A 17862-nucleotide genomic window follows, 5' to 3' on the forward strand; every position below is an offset into this window, starting at 1 on the left:
TCATTCCTCCTTTACTTCATATTCTTTTGCCACATCAATGGCATAGTGGTGATAGCCGGTATCGTCCTCATGGCCTATATACCGCCTGTCGGTAATGGTAAAGCCTGCTTGAAGCAATGTGTTCACTATTTCGTTTTTACGGGCAGTGTAGTTTCCCTTTATAAATAAAGACAACCTTACCTCCTGGGTTTCTACCTGAGGCTGGTTGTCTGCAAAAACTTCAAATGTATCTGTCATCGGAGTAATGACAAGGTACTCATCTGGCGGTACACCGCTAAATACCCCGGTTTCAATGGGGATACCCAAACCATCCAATAACGAGTTTAATTCTGACAATATGCTCATATACGACCCAGCTCCTGTTCCAGTCTTGACTTCATTACTTCGATGCAGGACTTCCTTGTAGCTGATTTTGCCGGTTTCAAAAAGGGCCTTGGAGGCTGCCCGGACTTACCATACTCAATAATATTAGCAATCTTCGCATTGCTTTCCCCATCCTTCCTTGGTTCAGTAAAGCCGATTTTTATGTTGTGGTTTCCATCCCTGTCCTGTTTGGCAGGAGAGAGTCCCAAAGCATTTACCAATTCACCGGTTGCTCTGGACGGATATTTAGTGCCACTCCCGATAACTGACTGAAGATTGGACTTCACTTTTGAAAGAACCACTTCCCCGCCTGCTTCCAGCACCTTAGGTATGATTTCGTCTGTTCTTTCTCCAAGTCTGGATAACTTGAGCAAGAACTCTTCCGGCATTTTAACTTCCACCTTAGCCACGTTGCAGCTCCCCCTTTTATGCTTTGCTTGATTTCACTTTTTCCGCAAGCACCTCAATATACATTCCGCGTCCCTTCACATCCTCTACACTGATAATGTTGTACCTGCCATCGCTGCAAACGAGTACAAGATCTGTGGTAACTTCCAGGTTAGGTATCTTACGGAAGCGGAACAGGGCAGACGCCTGCGAAAACGCCGCCCTGTTTGCCCATTTTTCACTGCCATGCCTATCTTCCTTGTATGCCCTTACCGAAGCAAGAATGACATCATCTTTTTCAGTAAAACCCTCACTATCCTTAACCGGCTTGACTGAGATAATGTCCACGAAAGTTTTCATTTTCCCAAAGCCCATATTTACACCTTCCAATCCCGGTCGAGCCGCAGCAATAGATTAACTGTATTCCATACCTGCTGTCCTGCCTGCACACTATCCCCAAAAAAGCCAGCCGTCGAGCCATCCCTGCTTTCATAAAAATGGCTCGACAGCATAATGACAGCCTGCTCAGTAGTAGGCGGCATGGGGTTTTCGGCATAATATCCTTCCGGCTTTTTCTGGTAACTTTCCGCATAGGCCACTGCGGCTTTGATATACTCTTGTAAAAGTGCGTCATCTTCGCTGTGCTGCAATATGAGGTTTGCTTTAACCTTCTCCAAAAGTTCCATGCCGCGGCACCTCCGTTTTCATTAAGCTGATTTCTGCTGCAGTATCTTGACTGCTTCAGACAGTACCAGCTTGCCATCTACACGTTGGGTTGCCATGAATCCAACTTGTCCGGTAGCAGCATACAACTCATTAAGCCGCTTAAAAACCCTGCCCTGACGGTCTGCCACCCAGTAATAAGAAAAATCGCCGAATACAATCGTTTTTGCTCCGGCGGCAATGGCTGGCATGAATGCAGAAGTTTTAACTGGACGATTGAGGATAGTATCCGGTGTTCCAGCAGTTACAGAAGGCTGCCAGAGATACTGACCGTTGTTGTCTTTGAGCTTCCTTATAGCTTTAATTGTCGAATCATTCATAATGAATACAGCGTTCCTGCGGTACGGAGACTTTAGGCTGTAGAACAAGTCCATGATCTCGTCAAGGGTAATGGCTGTTGCACTCGCCGCGGTTACTCCTATCTCGCCACCGCCGTTATCCGCCAAGATACCGGTTGGCTTGCCAGATCCGTCGCCGATAAAAAATGCTTCCTCCTCTTTTGCTCCGATTCGGCGGGCGAATTCTTTGGCTATATACTGTTCAAGGTTAAATACACTGTCGTTTAACAATTCCTCTGACACCTTGATCATAGTAGCCAGCTTATATGCGCCGATGGATACCTGTGCAAAGGAGTCATCGCTTTCGGGAATCTGGCCTTCCTCATCCACCCAGGATGCAGTACCCTTGCTTGCCACCACAGGAATTTTCTTGTCACCGCTGGACGTGGTAATAACATTGGCAATCTGCCTAAAGATATTCTCCTCCTCCAGTGCTTCCACAAGAGTACGCTCAAAGTCGTCGGGAACAAGATATCCACCTTCGGTGTCCTCTCCAATCTGCAGGCGTTGTGTACGTCATATTTGCGCCTGCCGCGCATCATGTTCCAGAAAGACTGCCTGTACTCATCGCTGGCAAGTCCGATTTTTTCACTGTTGCCAGATATGGAAGTGGGTTTGTCTGTAATAGGAATATTCAACGGTTTTGACAATTCCAAATCTATGGCAGCCTGACGTTCGAGACGTTCTATTTCTTTGCCCAGCGCAATAACGTCGGCTTCCATTTTTTCATAAGTCGCGGTGTCCTCCGGTGAAAGCAGTCCGTCGTTCCCGCGTTTGCTGTCGAGGAAAGCTTTAGCAGCTTCCCATACTTTAGCGCGTTTTTCACGCAGTTCCAGTATTTTGCTCATAATCAAATCCTCCTTAAGGTTTTAATAAAAAAAGCCGCTTTTCAAGCGACTCAATTGGTGTTCCTTTTGGTTTCTCTTTTGGTTTAAGCTTTTGCAGGATGGAATTTGTTACTGCCTGCCTGCTGAAGATCATTCCTCCTGATACTTCAAATTCGGATGGGAATGATTCATCCTCCATAAACAAGATTCCATCGGCAAAGCCAAGTTCCACCGCTTTTCTTGCGTTAAACCAGCTTTCTGCATCCATTAGGTGCGATATTTTTGCCCGGGAGAGTCCGGTTTTCAGTTCATAAGCGTTGATTATGGATTCCTTTATTTCTTCCAGCATTGCGATAGCTTTCTCCATTTCTTCTGTATCACCGATGGCTATCGTCATAGGGTTGTGAATCATCATCATGCTGACTGGTGACATAAAGACGTCACCTCCGGCCATGGCTATAACCGAAGCGGCGCTGGCTGCAATACCGTCAATCTTTACCGTCACTTTGCCTTTGTAATCCATAAGCATGTTGTAAATCTGGCTGGCCGCAAATACATCGCCGCCCGGGCTGTTGATCCAGATCGTTATGTCTCCCTCTCCGGACAACAGCTCCGATTTGAACTGTTTGGGGGTCACTTCGTCTCCCAGCCAGCTTTCCTCGGCTATGGGGCCGTCAATATATAATGTCCGGCTGCCATCATCGTTTTGTATCCAGTTCCAGAAGCGGCGAACCGGTTTTGGTTTTTGTGATTTGTTCAACTTTTGATCCCTCCGTTTCAGCATTGTTTTGGCCTGCAAATGCACCTGCATCGGCAAGCCTGGTCATGTTACCGTTAACAAGATACAGATCTCCGCTCAACTCCGCCGGAATCCGGTTCATGTCCTCAAGCTCGCGGATATCGTTAGCAGACATCCAGCCGTTCTGTCGAGCTACAGCATAACCATTCATGCGGCTTGCATAATCACCGCGCAGAAGGCCATCTACATTGAATTTGACAAAGTATGCCCGCTTCTCTGATGGTAAAAGCAGCGCTTTTTGGAGAGCCTGTTCCCAACGCACCACCCACGGGTCAAGCGTGTATTTAACAAATTCCAGAGATTGCTGTTCGATGTTTGAAAAGCTTGACTTTTCAAGATCTCCAACCATATGGGGAGGTACTCGGAATATCCGAGCAATTTCATTTATCTGAAACTTTCTTGTCTCTAAAAACTGTGCCTGTTCGGGTGGAATGCCGATTGGTTGAAACTTCATTCCCTCTTCCAGAACTGCAATGCGATGAGCATTGGCACTTCCTTGATAAACAGCGTTCCAGCTTTCCCGCACCTTTGCCGGATCCTTTAGTACACCGGGATGTTCCAGAACGCCACCCGGATTTGCTCCGTTGGCAAAAAAGGATGCACCATACTCCTCACAGGCAATAGCCATGCCTATGGCGTTCTTGGCCATAGCAATAGGGGAGTATCCGATCAGTCCGTCAAAACCGAGTCCCGGGATGTGAAGAACCTCATCACTTCGTAGGTATATAAGGCCTGCTTTTGGATTAACCCTACTCTCATCGCTGTCGCGCCGATAACTGTAAAACAGTTCTCCGTTTGGAGCCCTGTCTACCGTCATTTTGTTTGGCAAAAGTGGATAAAGCGCCAGCACTCGTCCAGAACCGTCCCTAATAATTTGAGCGTAAGCATTTCCCCATAAAAGAAGATGACTCATCAGTGTTTCCCGGAACACGAATGAAGTCATCTCAGGGTTTGGTTCGTCATGGAGCAGGTAATATAGCGGGTGAGTCAACGCTTTTTCTTTTCCACCGTCTTCCTTGTATCGGTATACATGAAGCGGAAGCCCGGCAATTGCTTCTGCAAGTATCCTTACACAGGCATACACCGCCGTTGTCTGCATGGCCGTCCGCTCATTGACAGCCTTTCCGCTGGATGTGCCGCCGAAGAAAAAGCTATATGCATTACCGAACAGGCTGTTTTTCGGCTTATCCCTTGCTTTGAACAAACGGGAAAATACACTCATATAATCAACAGCCCCCTTTCATCATAAATTGATCCGTTGCGTTCATCCCCGTCATGCCTTAACGCGGTCAAGCGCCATAATTAACGCTACCGCACCATCTATTCTCTCGGTGGACTTTTCTTTATCCGGCTTAATGTTTCCGGCGGGATCGGTTTTGACATAGATATTGTCCATCATCCACCGCAGTACTGGATTACCACCATGGGCGATGCGTTCTTCCAATGTCAGCTTCATCAACTCTTTTGTAGGCGGGGACATATCCTTGAAGCCTTGACCGAATGGAACAACCGTAAAACCCAAAGCCTCGAGGTTTTGCGTCATCTGAATTGCGCCCCAGCGGTCAAAGGCTATTTCCTTAATGTTATATTTCATTCCGAGTTCCTCAATAAAGGTTTCGATAAAGCCATAATGCACGACGTTACCCTCAGTGGTATATAAAAAGCCTTGCCTCTCCCAGACATCATAAGGCACATGATCTCTCCGCACACGCTGATCAATATTCTCCTCCGGTATCCAGAAAAAAGGTAGAATCTGATATTTATCAGATTCATCAAGCGGTGGAAACACCAGCACAAAGGCGGTAATATCGGTAGTAGATGACAGGTCAAGTCCTCCGTAACAGGTTCTGCCGCGCAATTTTTCTGCATCAACAGGAAACGCACACTTATCCCATTTATCCATTGGCATCCAGCGCACCGATTGTTTCACCCACTGATTTAAGCGGAGCTGACGGAATAAATTTTCCTCTGCAGGATTTTGCTTGGCATTTTCACAAGCCACCCTCAATTTTTCGATGTCGACTGTAATGCCCAGTGACGGGTTAACCTTTCTCCATACCTTTTCACTTGTCCAGTCATCGGTATCGGCTGCGCTGTAGATAACAGGGTAGAAAGTCGGATCTATCTTACGCCCTTGAAGAATATCCTCAGCCTTTTGGTGCACTTCCCAGCAGATGGAATTGCGGTCTGTGCCAGCAGTTGTGATCAGGAAAAACAGCGGTTGTTTTCTTGCATCACCAGATCCGTGAAGCATTACATCATAAAGATCCCTGTTTGGCTGAGCATGAAGTTCGTCAAATACCACACCATGGACGTTTAGGCCATGTTTTGTATATGCCTCCGCTGAAAGCACCTGATAAAAACTGCCTAACGGTTTATAAACCAGCCGCTTCTGTGACAACATTGGTTTAATTCGAGATTTTAATGCCGGACACTGTTCCACCATATCTACTGCAACGTCGAAAACAATGGATGCCTGCTGACGATCAGACGCACATCCGTAAACCTCGCCGCCATGCTCGAAATCACCGCAGGTAAGATATAAAGCAATTGCCGCTGCAAGTTCGCTCTTACCCTGCTTTTTTGGAATTTCTATATAGGCAGTGTTAAACTGCCTGTATCCGTTAGGTTTCAAGATTCCGAATATATCCCGGACAATCTGTTCCTGCCAGTCAATTAATTCAAAAGGCATTCCATACCATTCACCCTTGGTATGCTTCAGGCAGTTTATAAAAGTAACAGCGGCATCCGCCGCTTCCTTGTCATATCGAGAACCTTCCGCCATAAACTTGGTTGGTTTATACCGTTTTAACTTCCGCAGCTTTGCCGCCTCCTTTCCTAAAATTGAGCAAGAAAAAAGGAACCTCATGGATGAAGTTCCTCTCTAAAGTGGATTTCTATGAAACTTGTTACGTTATAACCGTTATCGTTTGCCTGTCAGGATAAACTCGGCATATTCTTTCTTGTGTTCATTAAGAAATACTACTAATTCATAAAACCCCATTTTATATGCCTCTTCCTGTACTCTTGGCAAGTCAAACATATTGCAGGCACCGCTGTCCCGTATGGCCATAATCTGCCGATAAATCTTACCAGTTATCAGATTCTCGTTACCCATGTCCTACACCTCTGACTTCTCTGCCGCTGAAATTGAATCTCTTACCGCTTTATTGAGAAACGAAATATCAAAACCCGCATCTATATAGCCCTGCCGAATCACCTCGTAATAGTAACGACCCGGTGCTCCCAAAGGTCTACCTTCATTCATGATATACACCATTGCGGGTACCCACTGCCCTTTGAAACGTACCTTAACCGTTTCTTTCCGGTATAGATGCGGATAACCTTCATATCTGTCCAGCGCCTTCTCATCATTAGGCATGATTCTCCAAAGCAGTACCGGTACACTTTCACCTTTTTGTTTTTCTATTGTCGCTACTGCGCCGCCATTCCCTCCTCTGAATAACAGCCGGTATCCTGTGAGTTTTGCACTCCCCAGCACTTTTGCCGTTGGGCAGCGGTATGCCATCTGCCTTAAGTTCAGATTGCTTCCGTATGCTAAATATATGGTTCCTTTTTCTTTGCTCATCGTATCATCCTCCTTGTATTTACCAAGGCAGAGGCGGAGATCCACCCCTGCGCTTGTCTATCTATGCTGCCCGAAACCGCCATGCTGCGTTACCATCAAGGTGTTTGCAAAGATGCTCCCGGCAGTTTTTGAACTCATCACCAATAAGTCCTATGCGGTTGAGATATGTCCGCATGGCAAACTTCTCATTTTCAACCTGTGGTTTCTTGCTGGAAGCACATTTTTGGGTTAATGCCTGATGGTTTAACGCAAGGGCAAGCACTATGTAGCTTCTAATTTTTCCCGCATGAAGTTCGCTGTTAAAGCCTCGAAGCTCAATTGTCCCATTGCCGTTAAAAAAGCTGTGCAGGTTCAAAAAGTGGTATCTGCTATTATGGTAATGGGTGCTTCGGCTTTCGCTGTAACCCTCGTACCAGATGCTCTCAATCGCCGCCATGGTTTTGGGCTTACGCCGATTCATCTTCTCAACCAGTGCCGCATCCATCTTTTTACAAAACCGCATCCTGTCCGGCTCAATCTGCAATGCTTTATAGAAAAGGTCATTCTTGCTGGCGATAATGTTGATAAAATTACGGATGCTTCGCGGAGTGTGGTCTGCACCGTCTATATGGATATGAATTCCACAGCTTGTGTTTGCAAAACCTCCAGCCTTGCGAAGCCTCCTTATCAATTCCTGCAGGGTTTCAATGTCTTCGCGGTATGTCAGTATCGGGCTTACCAACTCGACGCTATATTCCCGGCCAGCCGCCACAATCCTGCCGTTTTCCTTTTTCTGAGTCCGGATGCTCCCGTCGCTCATGAATTTCCATATCCGTCCATCCGGTGCAATAACCTTTTGGGTATCGTAATAATCTCCGCTGGATTCAACCCTCCCTCCAAGAAAAGCTGTTGCAGTTTTTGCCGCTTGTTTTCTTGTAATCCCCGTCAATTCTACCTCGATTCCAAATCTCGTTGTAAGCATTGCGCTTTTTCCTCGCTTTCTCTGTGTTTTTTGCCCTTTGGCAGTGTACATTAGGCCATTGAAAACACAGGATAGCAAGGCAATTCTGCGTGAGTTTTCACTGGATTTTGAACAATTTTACACATCTTGAATTGTGTACATTTACAGCTTTCTGATCACATCTATACCATAGGCTACACCCAAAGAAGAACCGCAGTCCCAGTTGATATGAACAGTTCCGATATCATCCACGAAAGATACTGTTCCTTGGTCTCCCGGTTTCAGCTTAGAATACGGATCATCCATGCAGATAAGCTCAACACGTGTTCCCGGCGGATACTGCTCTTTAATGCGAAGGACTGTTTCTTTTGAAGGGAAGCCTCTTGCACTCATAGTTCGTCCTCCTCTCCAGGATAATATGCGGCATACTTTGGGTAATCTCTACCATCCGGCATTACCAACACTCCATCAGACCGTCCCCGCTGCTTAACCAGCAGGCAACGCCACACTCCATCCTCATTAACGTGACAAAGCCCTTTATTTTCCTCAATGAAAATGCGATCAACACATAGGTCGGCAACGAAGTTATCATAATCAATCTTTGATAGCTCGATAGTTTTTACAACTACAAATCGTTTCCTCGTCTCATACCGATGCGGCACTTTTAAATCCTCTATTCTAAACGGATGCTTGACAAAGAAGGCGGTGCTATGAAAATCATTCATTTTCGTCCACCGCCTTTGCTCTGCCTTTCCGATACGCCCCGTTACCGGACAGCCTTGAAAGTAACACCTTGCGTTCAGTTTTGAAGTTATCACCTATAAACCCCAACCTAAGCAGGAAACAGCGAAAAGCATATTTTTCATTATCTGTTGGTTTTTCTTTTCGTAGTACTCGCTTCTGTAATTTTGCCTGTTCTGCCATCTGCTTTGCCAGCGTTATATAGGTCTGCACTTCATCAGCATTTAAAGTCGCGTTCCAGAAAGGGAAGGAAATCTCATCATTTTCAGCTAAGACTACAAGTTCCCCCTCAATCAACATCGCCTTCTTTATCAATGTCTCTTTGCTGGCCAGCATATTATTTAGGTTTTCAAGGCTAATCGCGCTAAAGCCCTCCAACGAAAGAGTAATTGTCATGGTTCCCTCTGCTGAAAAGCCCTCCACATTCAACGTGTCAATAACTGAACGGATGGTTTTTATTTCATTGAGACTGATTTTCGGTGAGTGAACCACACTGTCCCTGTCAATCGTCCAACTGCCAGCAGATTTTTCGTCTTTAATCTCATACAAAAACTCCGGTGCTCCGGCATAGCGCACCTGGCCTTCAAGGGCTTCAGCTATGACCGAGGCAATGGCTTTTCTCTCCTGACCGACAATCTTCTGTGAAAAGCGAAAGCTGTTATTGCTCATGCCATACACCTCCCCTCAAATAAGCTAAAACATTTTTGATTCCCATAAAAAATCCCACCTTTACTTTTTGGTGGGGTACATTAACGCTCTGTTTTGAGGGGAAAGCAAGGACATTTTTAATCAATCTGTGTTTCCGCGTAAGGTATTTTTTCACTACCTGTTACCAAAAATACTGAATCTGCGCCAAATTGTGAAACATAGCGCTTTACAATCACATCGCAGTATTTCGAGTCAAGCTCCATCATATAACAAACCCGCCCGGTCTGCTGTGCCGCAATCATTGTCGTACCAGAACCACCGAACAGGTCAAGAGTTAAATCTCCAATATGGGAACTATTGAGCATTGCCTTTGCTACAAGCGATACCGGCTTCATGGTAGGGTGCTCCTCCGATACTTTAGGACGGGGTATCTCCCAAACATCTGACTGTTTACGGTCTTTAAGCGGGCAAAGGCGTGTTCCTTCAAGCCAACCATACCAGATCGGCTCGTACTGGGTATGATAGTCCTTTCTTGATAGTACCAAGCTGTCTTTTTTCCATATAATTGTGCTCGACCAGTGATACCCTGCCTCCCGCATGACGTTCATCAAACTGCCCCATTCCTGAGCACTCATTACCACATAGGTCATGCATCCGGCTTCAGAAACCTCTTTCATGCATTTAAAAGCGCGCAATAAAAAAGCGCCGAATTCTTCGGTGCTCATATTGTCATTTAGAATTTGTCTTGGCTTCCAGCTTGGATGCCTGGTATCTGAACCGTAATCAACATTCCATGGTGGGTCGGTGAAAACAAATCTCGCCTTTTGTCCGTTCATCAGCTTTTGCACATCTGAAAGCATGGTGCTATCACCGCACATCAGACGGTGGCTGCCAAGTACCCATATGTCGCCCTTTTTGGTAACCGGAGTTTTAATCTCTGCAATTGCCTTTTCTGTATCGAAATTATCCTCTTTGACATTAGCGGCTGTTTTATCACGGAACAACTCATCAATTTCCGTAGCATCAAACCCGGTAAGAGAAACGTCAAAACCATCTTCATTTAAATCCATAAGCAGATCGGTCAAAAGCGGAATATCAAACTCACCACTGATTTTATTCAGCGCGACATTGAGCGCCTTTTCCCGCTGTTCATCCAAATCAACTACAACACAGTCGATCTCCTTATACCCCAAAGCTGTAAGTACTTTATAACGCTGATGTCCGCCGACAATATTCCCGGTGCGTTTATTCCATATGACCGGCTCTACATATCCAAACTCTTCAATAGACCGACGTAATTTTTCATATTCAGGGTCACCAGGCTTTAAATCTTTCCGCGGATTATATTTAGATGGTTTTAGTTTTTCTGTTGGTATTTTCAGTATATCCATAAATCTTAACCCTCCAGTTTGATGGCTTTTTCACCGGTGAATTCCTCCCAGCGCTTAACAGCTAAATCACAGTAAACAGGGGATAACTCCATTGCGTAGCATTTACGCTCGGTCTGTTCAGCCGCAATTATAGTAGTTCCGCTACCAGAGAACGGCTCAAGCACAATACCGCCTTTGTCGCTGTGCATTTTGATGCACCGCCATGGAAGCTCCACAGGGAACATTGCAGGATGCTCCTTGTTTGCCCGTACAGTGGTCATCTCCCATATCCCAGCATAACCCCATTTCTTGCGTTCTTCCTTTGTAAGCCGTTTCACAAATTTATAACTGTGTCCCGCAAAGGCTGAAAGCCATACATATTCCTGATCGTTATATTCCTCAACTTCTCCTTTATTGCTGAAGGCTGAAATATACTCATACTGCTGAACCGGCTTGTTTGAAACAAGATGATAGGGTCCTACGCCGAAATTTTGCCCTTGCTTCTTCCAAATGCGGATCCAGATAGGGCGGTAACCGTTTTCCAAAAACATGTTCACACTGTAAACACTGGTGGGTTCAATAAACTGAGAGCCGGTGGCATAGAGATCACCTAAGTTCCAGCAGACAATATCTGCATACCTGCACAGGTTTCTAATCACTGGGCGTACTGTCTCGAACCATGGTTCAATCCCTGCCTTTTCATATTCTTTGCCTACCCCATATGGAGGGGAAGTCACTGCCATCTGTGCGTGACACCCTTCCATCAACTTCTCAAAATCCTCATCCTTCGTAGAGTCGCCGCACATCAAACGGTGATTTCCAAGAAGCCAGATATCGCCCCGCTTCGTTACCGGCTCGCGCTGCACAATTTCCTCATGCGCTTTATCTATGTCAAAGCTGTCTTGTATCGCCTCTTTGGAGTACCATCGGTTAAGCAGTTCGTCTATTTCAGAAGCGTCAAACCCTGTAAGCGAAACATCAAATGCACCTGCGTCCAACTCAGCCATCAGTTCAGCCAGTTTATTCTCGTCCCACTCTCCCTGAATCTTATTAAGAGCAAGATTAAGCGCTTTTTCTCTCTGCAGGTCAAGATCCACTACAACGCAATCTATCTCTGTCTGTCCCAAGTCCAGCAAAACCTTTAAGCGTTGATGCCCGCCTACCACATTACCTGTTTTTTGGTTCCAGATAACAGGCTCCACATAGCCAAATTCCTCTATTGACCGTTTTAGCTTTTCATATTCCTTATCGCCAGGTTTTAAATCCTTGCGCGGGTTGTATGCTGCTGGATTAAGTTTTTCAACAGATATTTTTTGTATGTTCATGCTGCATTCTCCTGTTCAATATTTTCTTAAGACCCTTTTTTGCGCCCTCACAATCTCCGTTTATTACTTGTCCCCGCAGAGTCTTAAACTGCTGCTTCGTTAAATGGTCTTTATATTTTCTTAGTTCCCTAAGAAAGATTGAATTTGTTTTATGCATCAGCCACCCCTCCTGGCTGTCAGTAGTTTTTCCATAACATCATCGTGAGGAGTAGCCCCCTTGTATTCGGTAGCACAGTTTTCCCGCACGACTTGATAAATTTGATACCACAGGTTATTGGCCTGTTTCATAAAGCTTTGACTCATAGCCACATAAGGTGACGGGATGGCATTGCCAGTTGTCGGATGCTTAGCAAGAAAGCCAAATTCAGTGATACATTCCTCGCACTGGATCCACCGCGCCACACTCTGGGCATATTGCTCTATAAGCTGCGCAGGGATAAGGTGAACACACCTGCGTTCCTTAAGCCACTGCCATGTTTTTTCGTATATTTCCACCGCCAGTGTTGTTTTTCCATTCTTCTGCTTTGCAGCAAGATAATCCCTCGGTGGCGGCATGCTCTCTCCTTCCAGTTCCGCAGCATCCGTAAACTCCATTACCATGAGCTTTCGTCTGCCGGGGTTTCCTTCCAAAATCTTATCCGCCAGAGGCTTTTTCTTCTGTCCTGCACCGATACGTGCCCCGCCGCGGTTGGTACCGTCCTTTGCCATACACATCACCTCGATTCATGTAAAAATAAACAGGGGATATACCCCGTTTGAAACTGCGATTTTTCGCGCGTGACCCCCGCCCGTTGCACAAAACTGCTTCACCAGAGATTTTGACCCCCCTACCGTCTTGCCCATCGTTCTCCTTCGCGAGCAGTGATCGATGAGTGACATTGTTTGCACAGGCTCATAAGGTTATTGTCTGCATTGGTTCCGCCTTTGGATAAAGGGATAATATGATGTACCTCTTCGGCTGGTGTAAGCCTTCCGTACTTTTGGCACTCCTCGCAAAGCGGATGCTCTGAGATATATCTGTCCCTGATGCGTTTCCATCTCCGGTCATAGCGTTTTCTTGTTTGGGGATCTCGTTCGTATTTGTTGTAATAAGCATCCATTTGCCTTTGATGCATGTCACAGTACCTTCCGTCCGTCAGTTCAGGACAGCCGGGAAAGGAGCAAGGCCTTTTTGGTTTTCTTGGCATCTGGCCACCTCCTTTACGTATAAAAAAGCCCTCACAGGTTCATCCCATGAAGGCTTATCCATAACTTTTCACAATACCATTATATTTGGTTTTTTACTGAATTTCATCTCATAAAAATCTCATCTGGAATACTAAACAGAACATTTACTTTTTGCCCATGGCATCTTACCGTTATAATACTTATCTGAAATATATCTCTGCATATCGGGTGGTAAAGCTGCAAGCAAAAGATAAGCCTTTTTTCTATCTTCCTCTAACTCCTGGGTGCTTTTATAGAAGGAACATTTATCTTGCAAGCACTTGTGTACAGTCAGGATATTGCAGCCATTCCTTCCGATACTGCCAAAACAATTATCGTACATCTTTCTTCACTCCCGTTTTATGTCATAAGAAAAAGCCCCGAAGGGCTTATGCGTTTTAATGTCATTTTTTCACGATATCATTATATATTGGATACCTGTGTTTTACATCTCATAAAAATCTCATTACTACTTCCCGTATAAAAGCAGTGCCAGATGATTAAGTGCCTTGTCCTTCCTGCGGTACACCTGTGCTCTTTCAAGAAACAGCTTCTCTCCGATGTTTGCTACAGCTTCTGTCTTGCTCACATCATTAACAAAAAATTCTGTCAGTATAAACTGTTCTTCCTCCGACAGGGCTTCCCAAGCAGGCTTGAACCACTCCATATATTCTAATGCTCGTCTGTAACGTTCTTTCAACACATCAATCTCGTCAAGGCAAGCAGCAAGGCGTTCTTCGCCACTTTTGGGATTGTGTTTGCCCGGAACTCCGGTAATCTTTGCACTATGAGGGCTTGTCATACGGGTTTCAACTTCATATATATCCTCATCACTGTGTTCAATAATGTACTGCATGCTGCTGTAATCTTTCAAAGCTTCAACAGCAGCTGCTTTTTTATCTAAATACTGCCATGCAATCAGCATATCGCACCTCCAAAAAATCAAGATAAAAAACCTTGATCTTTGAAGCAGTGTGCTTATTTGCGTTGCTTTGCAGTGCTTGTTTCCTTGTTCGTTATGTCTTCGTTCTTTATAGAAGGCCATGCTTTTCCAGAATAGCCTTCACCTCATCTACCGAATGGACAACCGCTGCCACACCTCCGGCACTGAGGATTTTCCTTATAGTTGCTTCCTGCAGTTTTGTTGTCTTTCCCGATGGGGTTTTTACTTCAAAAGCTAAAAACCGTCCATTTACACAGGCAATAATGTCTGGTATTCCTGCTGTCCCGTACATACCGCCATGTTCCTTCCAACAGAAACACCCCGGTACTGTCTTTAAGTACCGCAGGATTTTAGTCACAATACTCTTTTCAGACATAACCGCTTATCCTCCAAAAATGTTACCTTTTCCCCTCTTGTTACCCCGGTATTTCTAAAAAGGTAACTTCTCAAACCCGCTTTACAAGCGCATTTGCGGATTTTGTTACCTTGTTACCTCTTTTTTGGGGTAGGTATAGACACAAATATTTATATTTTTTTATTTTTTATTTTTCAAAAAATAATTTCATCTCTCGCGTATATATAAAGTTGAGGTAACAAAGGTAACATAGGTAACAAGTGGCTATTCATCAGCGTTTCGGGTGTTACCTTTTTGTTACCTTGTTACCTTTTTTGAGGTTAAAGAGGCTCAATATCTGTGATCTCAAAGCCGCTCACATCGCATCGCTCTTTCAATATCGAAAAATCAAGAGCCCACGCTTTCTTAGTTTCGTTCCCGAAACGCATCGTTTTATTACTCTCTATAAAAAAGTCACTTTGCCTCAATTGCTTCAGAAACTGGTTATACGGAAGACATTCACCTGTGATTGCATAATCGCGTCTGTACTTGGTATAGCGGTCATATACATCACAGAAACGAATCCCGATAACCTTGCCATCTTTATCAAAAGTGTAGTCTTGATTCGGAGCCAGTTTCATCCGGGCCATGATTTCCAGGGTCTGTTCTACAATGGTCTTGTTATTGCTGCCGCCATCCAGCAAGTACTCCTGCACACCGTTTTGAAGATATCGAATACATGCCCCTTTGTTAATGGGAAATACTTCAGCCCACGTTACATTAAGGAATTCACACAGTTTGTTTACTAGGCTCAATCCGGCATAGCAACAGGCGAGATTATTGACGATACGAGATGGAAACTCATCAGATATCTCTGACTTTGCTTCCTCATACCACTTCTCTGCCTCAGCAACCGATACTCTGAGTGCTATATCCAGCAGGCTCCGACCGAAGCTGCCAAGCAGATCCGCTTTTGCACACAGCTTATAAAATGCTTGTCTATGGCTGGCTGGTTTTAAGTCCTTCTTGCTGAATAGCAATTCTATGCTCCGTTCTCTGATGGCCGCTTCATCCGGCGATTCCTCACCAGCTACAATAATAGGTGCCAACAGTTCATAAGTAACAGCACTTTGATCCGCCTACCGCGGACACCTTCATGGCCGTCATATGCATCTCGAAGATGGTTGTATAAGGCATTTAGCCTTAACTTATCTATCTTTGAAGGCTTGAACTCATCCATCAACTGCGGTATCAGATTCGATGATGCAGATTCCTTCATCAGTGTAAATGCAGTAACCTGTGTAGCCGCGCGGATTTTACTGCACGAAAATACCGGCAGAATAACCCGCTCCAATGTATTACTTTTTCCGCTGCCTTGTTCTCCGACAAGCAATAAATGAGGAAACTTGATGCCTGATTTTTTAAGATGCGGTTTAATAAAGCATCCGGCCACCCAGGCCATTACTGATACCGTTTTTATGGGTTCGTTATAGCTGAGGAGCCATTCACCAAGTATAATAAGCTGTTCCTTTGTCAATGGCTCAAAGATTAGGATATCGGTTGTTATGCTTTTATACTTATCAAGCTGCACGATATCTTCAACAATGTTGCCTCCGGCTTCAATGGCACCATCCGTTGAAACATATACCATCCGCCCGCCATGCTCATAAATCCCAAGAGCCTTGACCCCTGTTTTCCTTACCCACTCCATTTCGGATATATAACCTTTCAGCAGTTCCAAATCTCCTTCTGAGCCAAAATAGCCTAAGGATATTGTCCGGCGGTTCAAGATATTTTTAAACTTTTGGATGTTATTGAAGTCGGTAGTCATAAATGTCTGGCGGTATATTTCATCACGTATTGTAATAAGATCAGCAGTCATTTGCGTTTCATCTTCTGATACAATCATCTCCACCGGCTGAATGATAAAGTTTGTTATAGGATACACACTTTCGCCTCTGGTGCGGTAATACCTGCCCTCATGTTCAAAGATAACTGACTCGCTTTCGCGGCTGTATACGTTCTCTGTGACTTCAATGGCCTTATCCAGTGTCTCCTGCCCATATGTTGCTCCACTTGCATGATGTACCGTATCCCACTTTTCCCGGAATAACCCGGAATTTCTAAACAGCCTGTCCATCTGCTTTTTGTTTTTGCCTGACCAGAAAGCTAGCATACAGCAAAGAGCAAGGTCGGCTTCGGACTGGCTCGGATACCCTGCTTCCTGCCATTTTCCTTCCCATAGCAGATTAAATTCCTTATGGTTTTCGGCTGTCCGGGCTTTCTCCAGAATTTCTTCGTCTGTAAGCGGCTCTAGCTTAACCACCTTACGGTCTTTCTTGCTTTTTCCTCTCCGCTTTTTACTTTTGATATAATTCTCATGTATCCAGGCCAGTGCCCCGTTATCTTCAGCAATGTAATCAGGAGTCCCTGGCAGTCGCTCGCCAGTCATTGTGAAGTATCTGCTGTGGGCATACATTTCAACGCCGGTTTTAGTGTTTTTATTGCCCTTGGCGGGCATCTCCCCTTTATAGAAAATATGAAGCCCAGTTCCTGAAGGGCTGATTTCCGTATAGGACGGAAACCGCTCAAGGATATCCTTGGCGGTATCGCTTAATTCCCCAGTGTTTTTGTCGCGGCAGTGATCTATGTCTATCCCCACTAAACCTCCGCTTTTTGCGAATACAAAACCTAATCCGGTATAGAGATATTGTTCTTTTGCCGCAATCGCATCGTCAAGGGTCGACCAGTCGTTTGGGTTAGTGCTTGAGGCTTTTCTACCGGTTAAGGGATTGTAAGGGATTTTACTGTCTCTTCCGTCCTTTGTGTTTGGTTCCAGACGCCAGCAGATCCATTGCTTCCGGTTTGCCAATTCTTTAGGGAATGAGATGCTCACTTACACTGCACCTCCTCGCATCGTTCATTAAAATACCGAATCGGAATGCTGCGCTGCTTTGCCTTTTCAATCTCAATGGACATCCCTTTAGTAATTTTTCTGCCAAATACCCACACTTCTGAGCACTTTGACATCAATACCATGCCAAAGAACAATCCCAGATTTCGCATCTGTTCATCATCGTCATCCATAAACTGCGGAAACAAGAGGTGCGGAGCAATAGGTATGCAATTCCTGCTCACTGCAAATCGGCAGTACCCCTGAGCCTTACGGATATTACGTTCTATATCACCAGCATATGGGCTGCAGATAAATACCATCGGTCTGTAAGGCGCTTTCCTGGCCTCTCGCTCAATCCTAAGCAATGCTTCATAAGGTGTGGGGTCGTAATATCCTTCCGCGTTAAACTTGCTGATACTCATGGTATTACCCC

General features: G+C 45.1%; 22 protein-coding genes and 2 pseudogenes. All 24 read right to left on the reverse strand.

Annotated elements, in window-relative coordinates; genetic code table 11:
- The 24 genes and pseudogenes from OEI98_RS10185 to OEI98_RS10300 all read right to left on the reverse strand — a co-directional run bounded on the left by OEI98_RS10185 (position 1) and on the right by OEI98_RS10300 (position 17851).
- Positions 1-345, reverse strand: coding sequence for a hypothetical protein (locus OEI98_RS10185; protein ID WP_004400082.1), 345 nt, complete (start codon positions 343-345; stop codon positions 1-3).
- Positions 342-773, reverse strand: coding sequence for an HK97-gp10 family putative phage morphogenesis protein (locus OEI98_RS10190; RefSeq protein WP_003516027.1), 432 nt, complete (start codon positions 771-773; stop codon positions 342-344). Before OEI98_RS10190 ends, OEI98_RS10185 begins: the two co-directional genes overlap by 4 nt.
- Positions 774-789: 16 nt before the next feature.
- On the reverse strand, positions 790-1125 hold the full coding sequence (locus tag OEI98_RS10195; RefSeq protein ID WP_204614525.1) for a head-tail adaptor protein: 336 nt from the start codon (positions 1123-1125) through the stop codon (positions 790-792).
- 2 nt (positions 1126-1127) lie between these two features.
- Positions 1128-1436, reverse strand: coding sequence for a head-tail connector protein (locus OEI98_RS10200; protein ID WP_004400079.1), 309 nt, complete (start codon positions 1434-1436; stop codon positions 1128-1130).
- 21 nt (positions 1437-1457) lie between these two features.
- Positions 1458-2659 (reverse strand): annotated as a pseudogene (locus OEI98_RS10205) (phage major capsid protein).
- Between the two features lie 13 nt (positions 2660-2672).
- Positions 2673-3398 (reverse strand): head maturation protease, ClpP-related, encoded by a 726-nt coding sequence (locus tag OEI98_RS10210; RefSeq protein ID WP_266037683.1) that lies wholly within the window; start codon positions 3396-3398, stop codon positions 2673-2675.
- The gene (locus tag OEI98_RS10215) at positions 3337-4659 is read right to left on the reverse strand and encodes a phage portal protein (RefSeq protein WP_266037685.1); all 1323 of its coding nucleotides are present in this window, start codon (positions 4657-4659) and stop codon (positions 3337-3339) included. Before OEI98_RS10215 ends, OEI98_RS10210 begins: the two co-directional genes overlap by 62 nt.
- Positions 4656-6306 (reverse strand): annotated as a pseudogene (locus OEI98_RS10220) (terminase large subunit). The gene OEI98_RS10215 and the pseudogene OEI98_RS10220 overlap by 4 nt, the downstream one beginning before the upstream one ends.
- Positions 6307-6360: 54 nt before the next feature.
- The gene (locus tag OEI98_RS10225) at positions 6361-6555 is read right to left on the reverse strand and encodes a DUF5049 domain-containing protein (RefSeq protein WP_266037688.1); all 195 of its coding nucleotides are present in this window, start codon (positions 6553-6555) and stop codon (positions 6361-6363) included.
- Positions 6556-6558: 3 nt separating this feature from the next.
- The gene (locus OEI98_RS10230; RefSeq protein WP_013782360.1) at positions 6559-7026 is read right to left on the reverse strand and encodes a gamma-glutamylcyclotransferase family protein; all 468 of its coding nucleotides are present in this window, start codon (positions 7024-7026) and stop codon (positions 6559-6561) included.
- A gap of 61 nt (positions 7027-7087) precedes the next feature.
- Positions 7088-7987 (reverse strand): amidoligase family protein, encoded by a 900-nt coding sequence (locus tag OEI98_RS10235; protein ID WP_266037693.1) that lies wholly within the window; start codon positions 7985-7987, stop codon positions 7088-7090.
- A gap of 141 nt (positions 7988-8128) precedes the next feature.
- Entirely contained in the window at positions 8129-8359 is a 231-nt protein-coding gene (locus tag OEI98_RS10240) for a DUF4314 domain-containing protein (protein WP_013782362.1), read from the reverse strand.
- Positions 8356-8691, reverse strand: a complete 336-nt coding sequence (locus tag OEI98_RS10245; RefSeq protein WP_023062550.1) for a DUF6329 domain-containing protein — start codon at positions 8689-8691, stop codon at positions 8356-8358. The genes OEI98_RS10240 and OEI98_RS10245 overlap by 4 nt, the downstream gene beginning before the upstream one ends.
- On the reverse strand, positions 8684-9376 hold the full coding sequence (locus OEI98_RS10250) for a virulence factor (RefSeq protein ID WP_013782364.1): 693 nt from the start codon (positions 9374-9376) through the stop codon (positions 8684-8686). The genes OEI98_RS10245 and OEI98_RS10250 overlap by 8 nt, the downstream gene beginning before the upstream one ends.
- A gap of 116 nt (positions 9377-9492) precedes the next feature.
- Positions 9493-10746, reverse strand: coding sequence for a site-specific DNA-methyltransferase (locus OEI98_RS10255; protein WP_266037702.1), 1254 nt, complete (start codon positions 10744-10746; stop codon positions 9493-9495).
- Positions 10747-10751: 5 nt separating this feature from the next.
- A complete protein-coding gene (locus tag OEI98_RS10260; protein ID WP_058258374.1) occupies positions 10752-12050 on the reverse strand; it encodes a site-specific DNA-methyltransferase in 1299 nt (432 codons plus the stop codon).
- A 156-nt stretch (positions 12051-12206) separates the two neighbouring features.
- Entirely contained in the window at positions 12207-12758 is a 552-nt protein-coding gene (locus OEI98_RS10265) for a P27 family phage terminase small subunit (RefSeq protein WP_003515999.1), read from the reverse strand.
- 119 nt (positions 12759-12877) lie between these two features.
- Entirely contained in the window at positions 12878-13237 is a 360-nt protein-coding gene (locus OEI98_RS10270) for an HNH endonuclease (protein WP_004400055.1), read from the reverse strand.
- A 131-nt stretch (positions 13238-13368) separates the two neighbouring features.
- A complete protein-coding gene (locus OEI98_RS10275) occupies positions 13369-13599 on the reverse strand; it encodes a hypothetical protein (RefSeq protein WP_004400054.1) in 231 nt (76 codons plus the stop codon).
- A 126-nt stretch (positions 13600-13725) separates the two neighbouring features.
- On the reverse strand, positions 13726-14181 hold the full coding sequence (locus OEI98_RS10280; RefSeq protein ID WP_004400053.1) for a hypothetical protein: 456 nt from the start codon (positions 14179-14181) through the stop codon (positions 13726-13728).
- A gap of 106 nt (positions 14182-14287) precedes the next feature.
- Positions 14288-14575 (reverse strand): VRR-NUC domain-containing protein, encoded by a 288-nt coding sequence (locus tag OEI98_RS10285; RefSeq protein WP_004400052.1) that lies wholly within the window; start codon positions 14573-14575, stop codon positions 14288-14290.
- Positions 14576-14874: 299 nt separating this feature from the next.
- On the reverse strand, positions 14875-15642 hold the full coding sequence (locus tag OEI98_RS10290) for a hypothetical protein (RefSeq protein WP_266037708.1): 768 nt from the start codon (positions 15640-15642) through the stop codon (positions 14875-14877).
- Positions 15624-17429, reverse strand: coding sequence for a hypothetical protein (locus OEI98_RS10295; RefSeq protein WP_266037710.1), 1806 nt, complete (start codon positions 17427-17429; stop codon positions 15624-15626). Before OEI98_RS10295 ends, OEI98_RS10290 begins: the two co-directional genes overlap by 19 nt.
- Positions 17426-17851 carry a DUF4406 domain-containing protein gene (locus OEI98_RS10300; RefSeq protein WP_004400050.1) on the reverse strand — a complete coding sequence of 142 codons (426 nt, stop codon included), beginning with the start codon at positions 17849-17851 and terminating at the stop codon, positions 17426-17428. Before OEI98_RS10300 ends, OEI98_RS10295 begins: the two co-directional genes overlap by 4 nt.
- Between the last annotated feature and the right edge of the window lie 11 nt (positions 17852-17862).

Origin of the sequence: Thermoanaerobacter sp. RKWS2 (assembly GCF_026240795.1) — a bacterium.
Lineage (GTDB): Bacteria > Bacillota > Thermoanaerobacteria > Thermoanaerobacterales > Thermoanaerobacteraceae > Thermoanaerobacter > Thermoanaerobacter ethanolicus.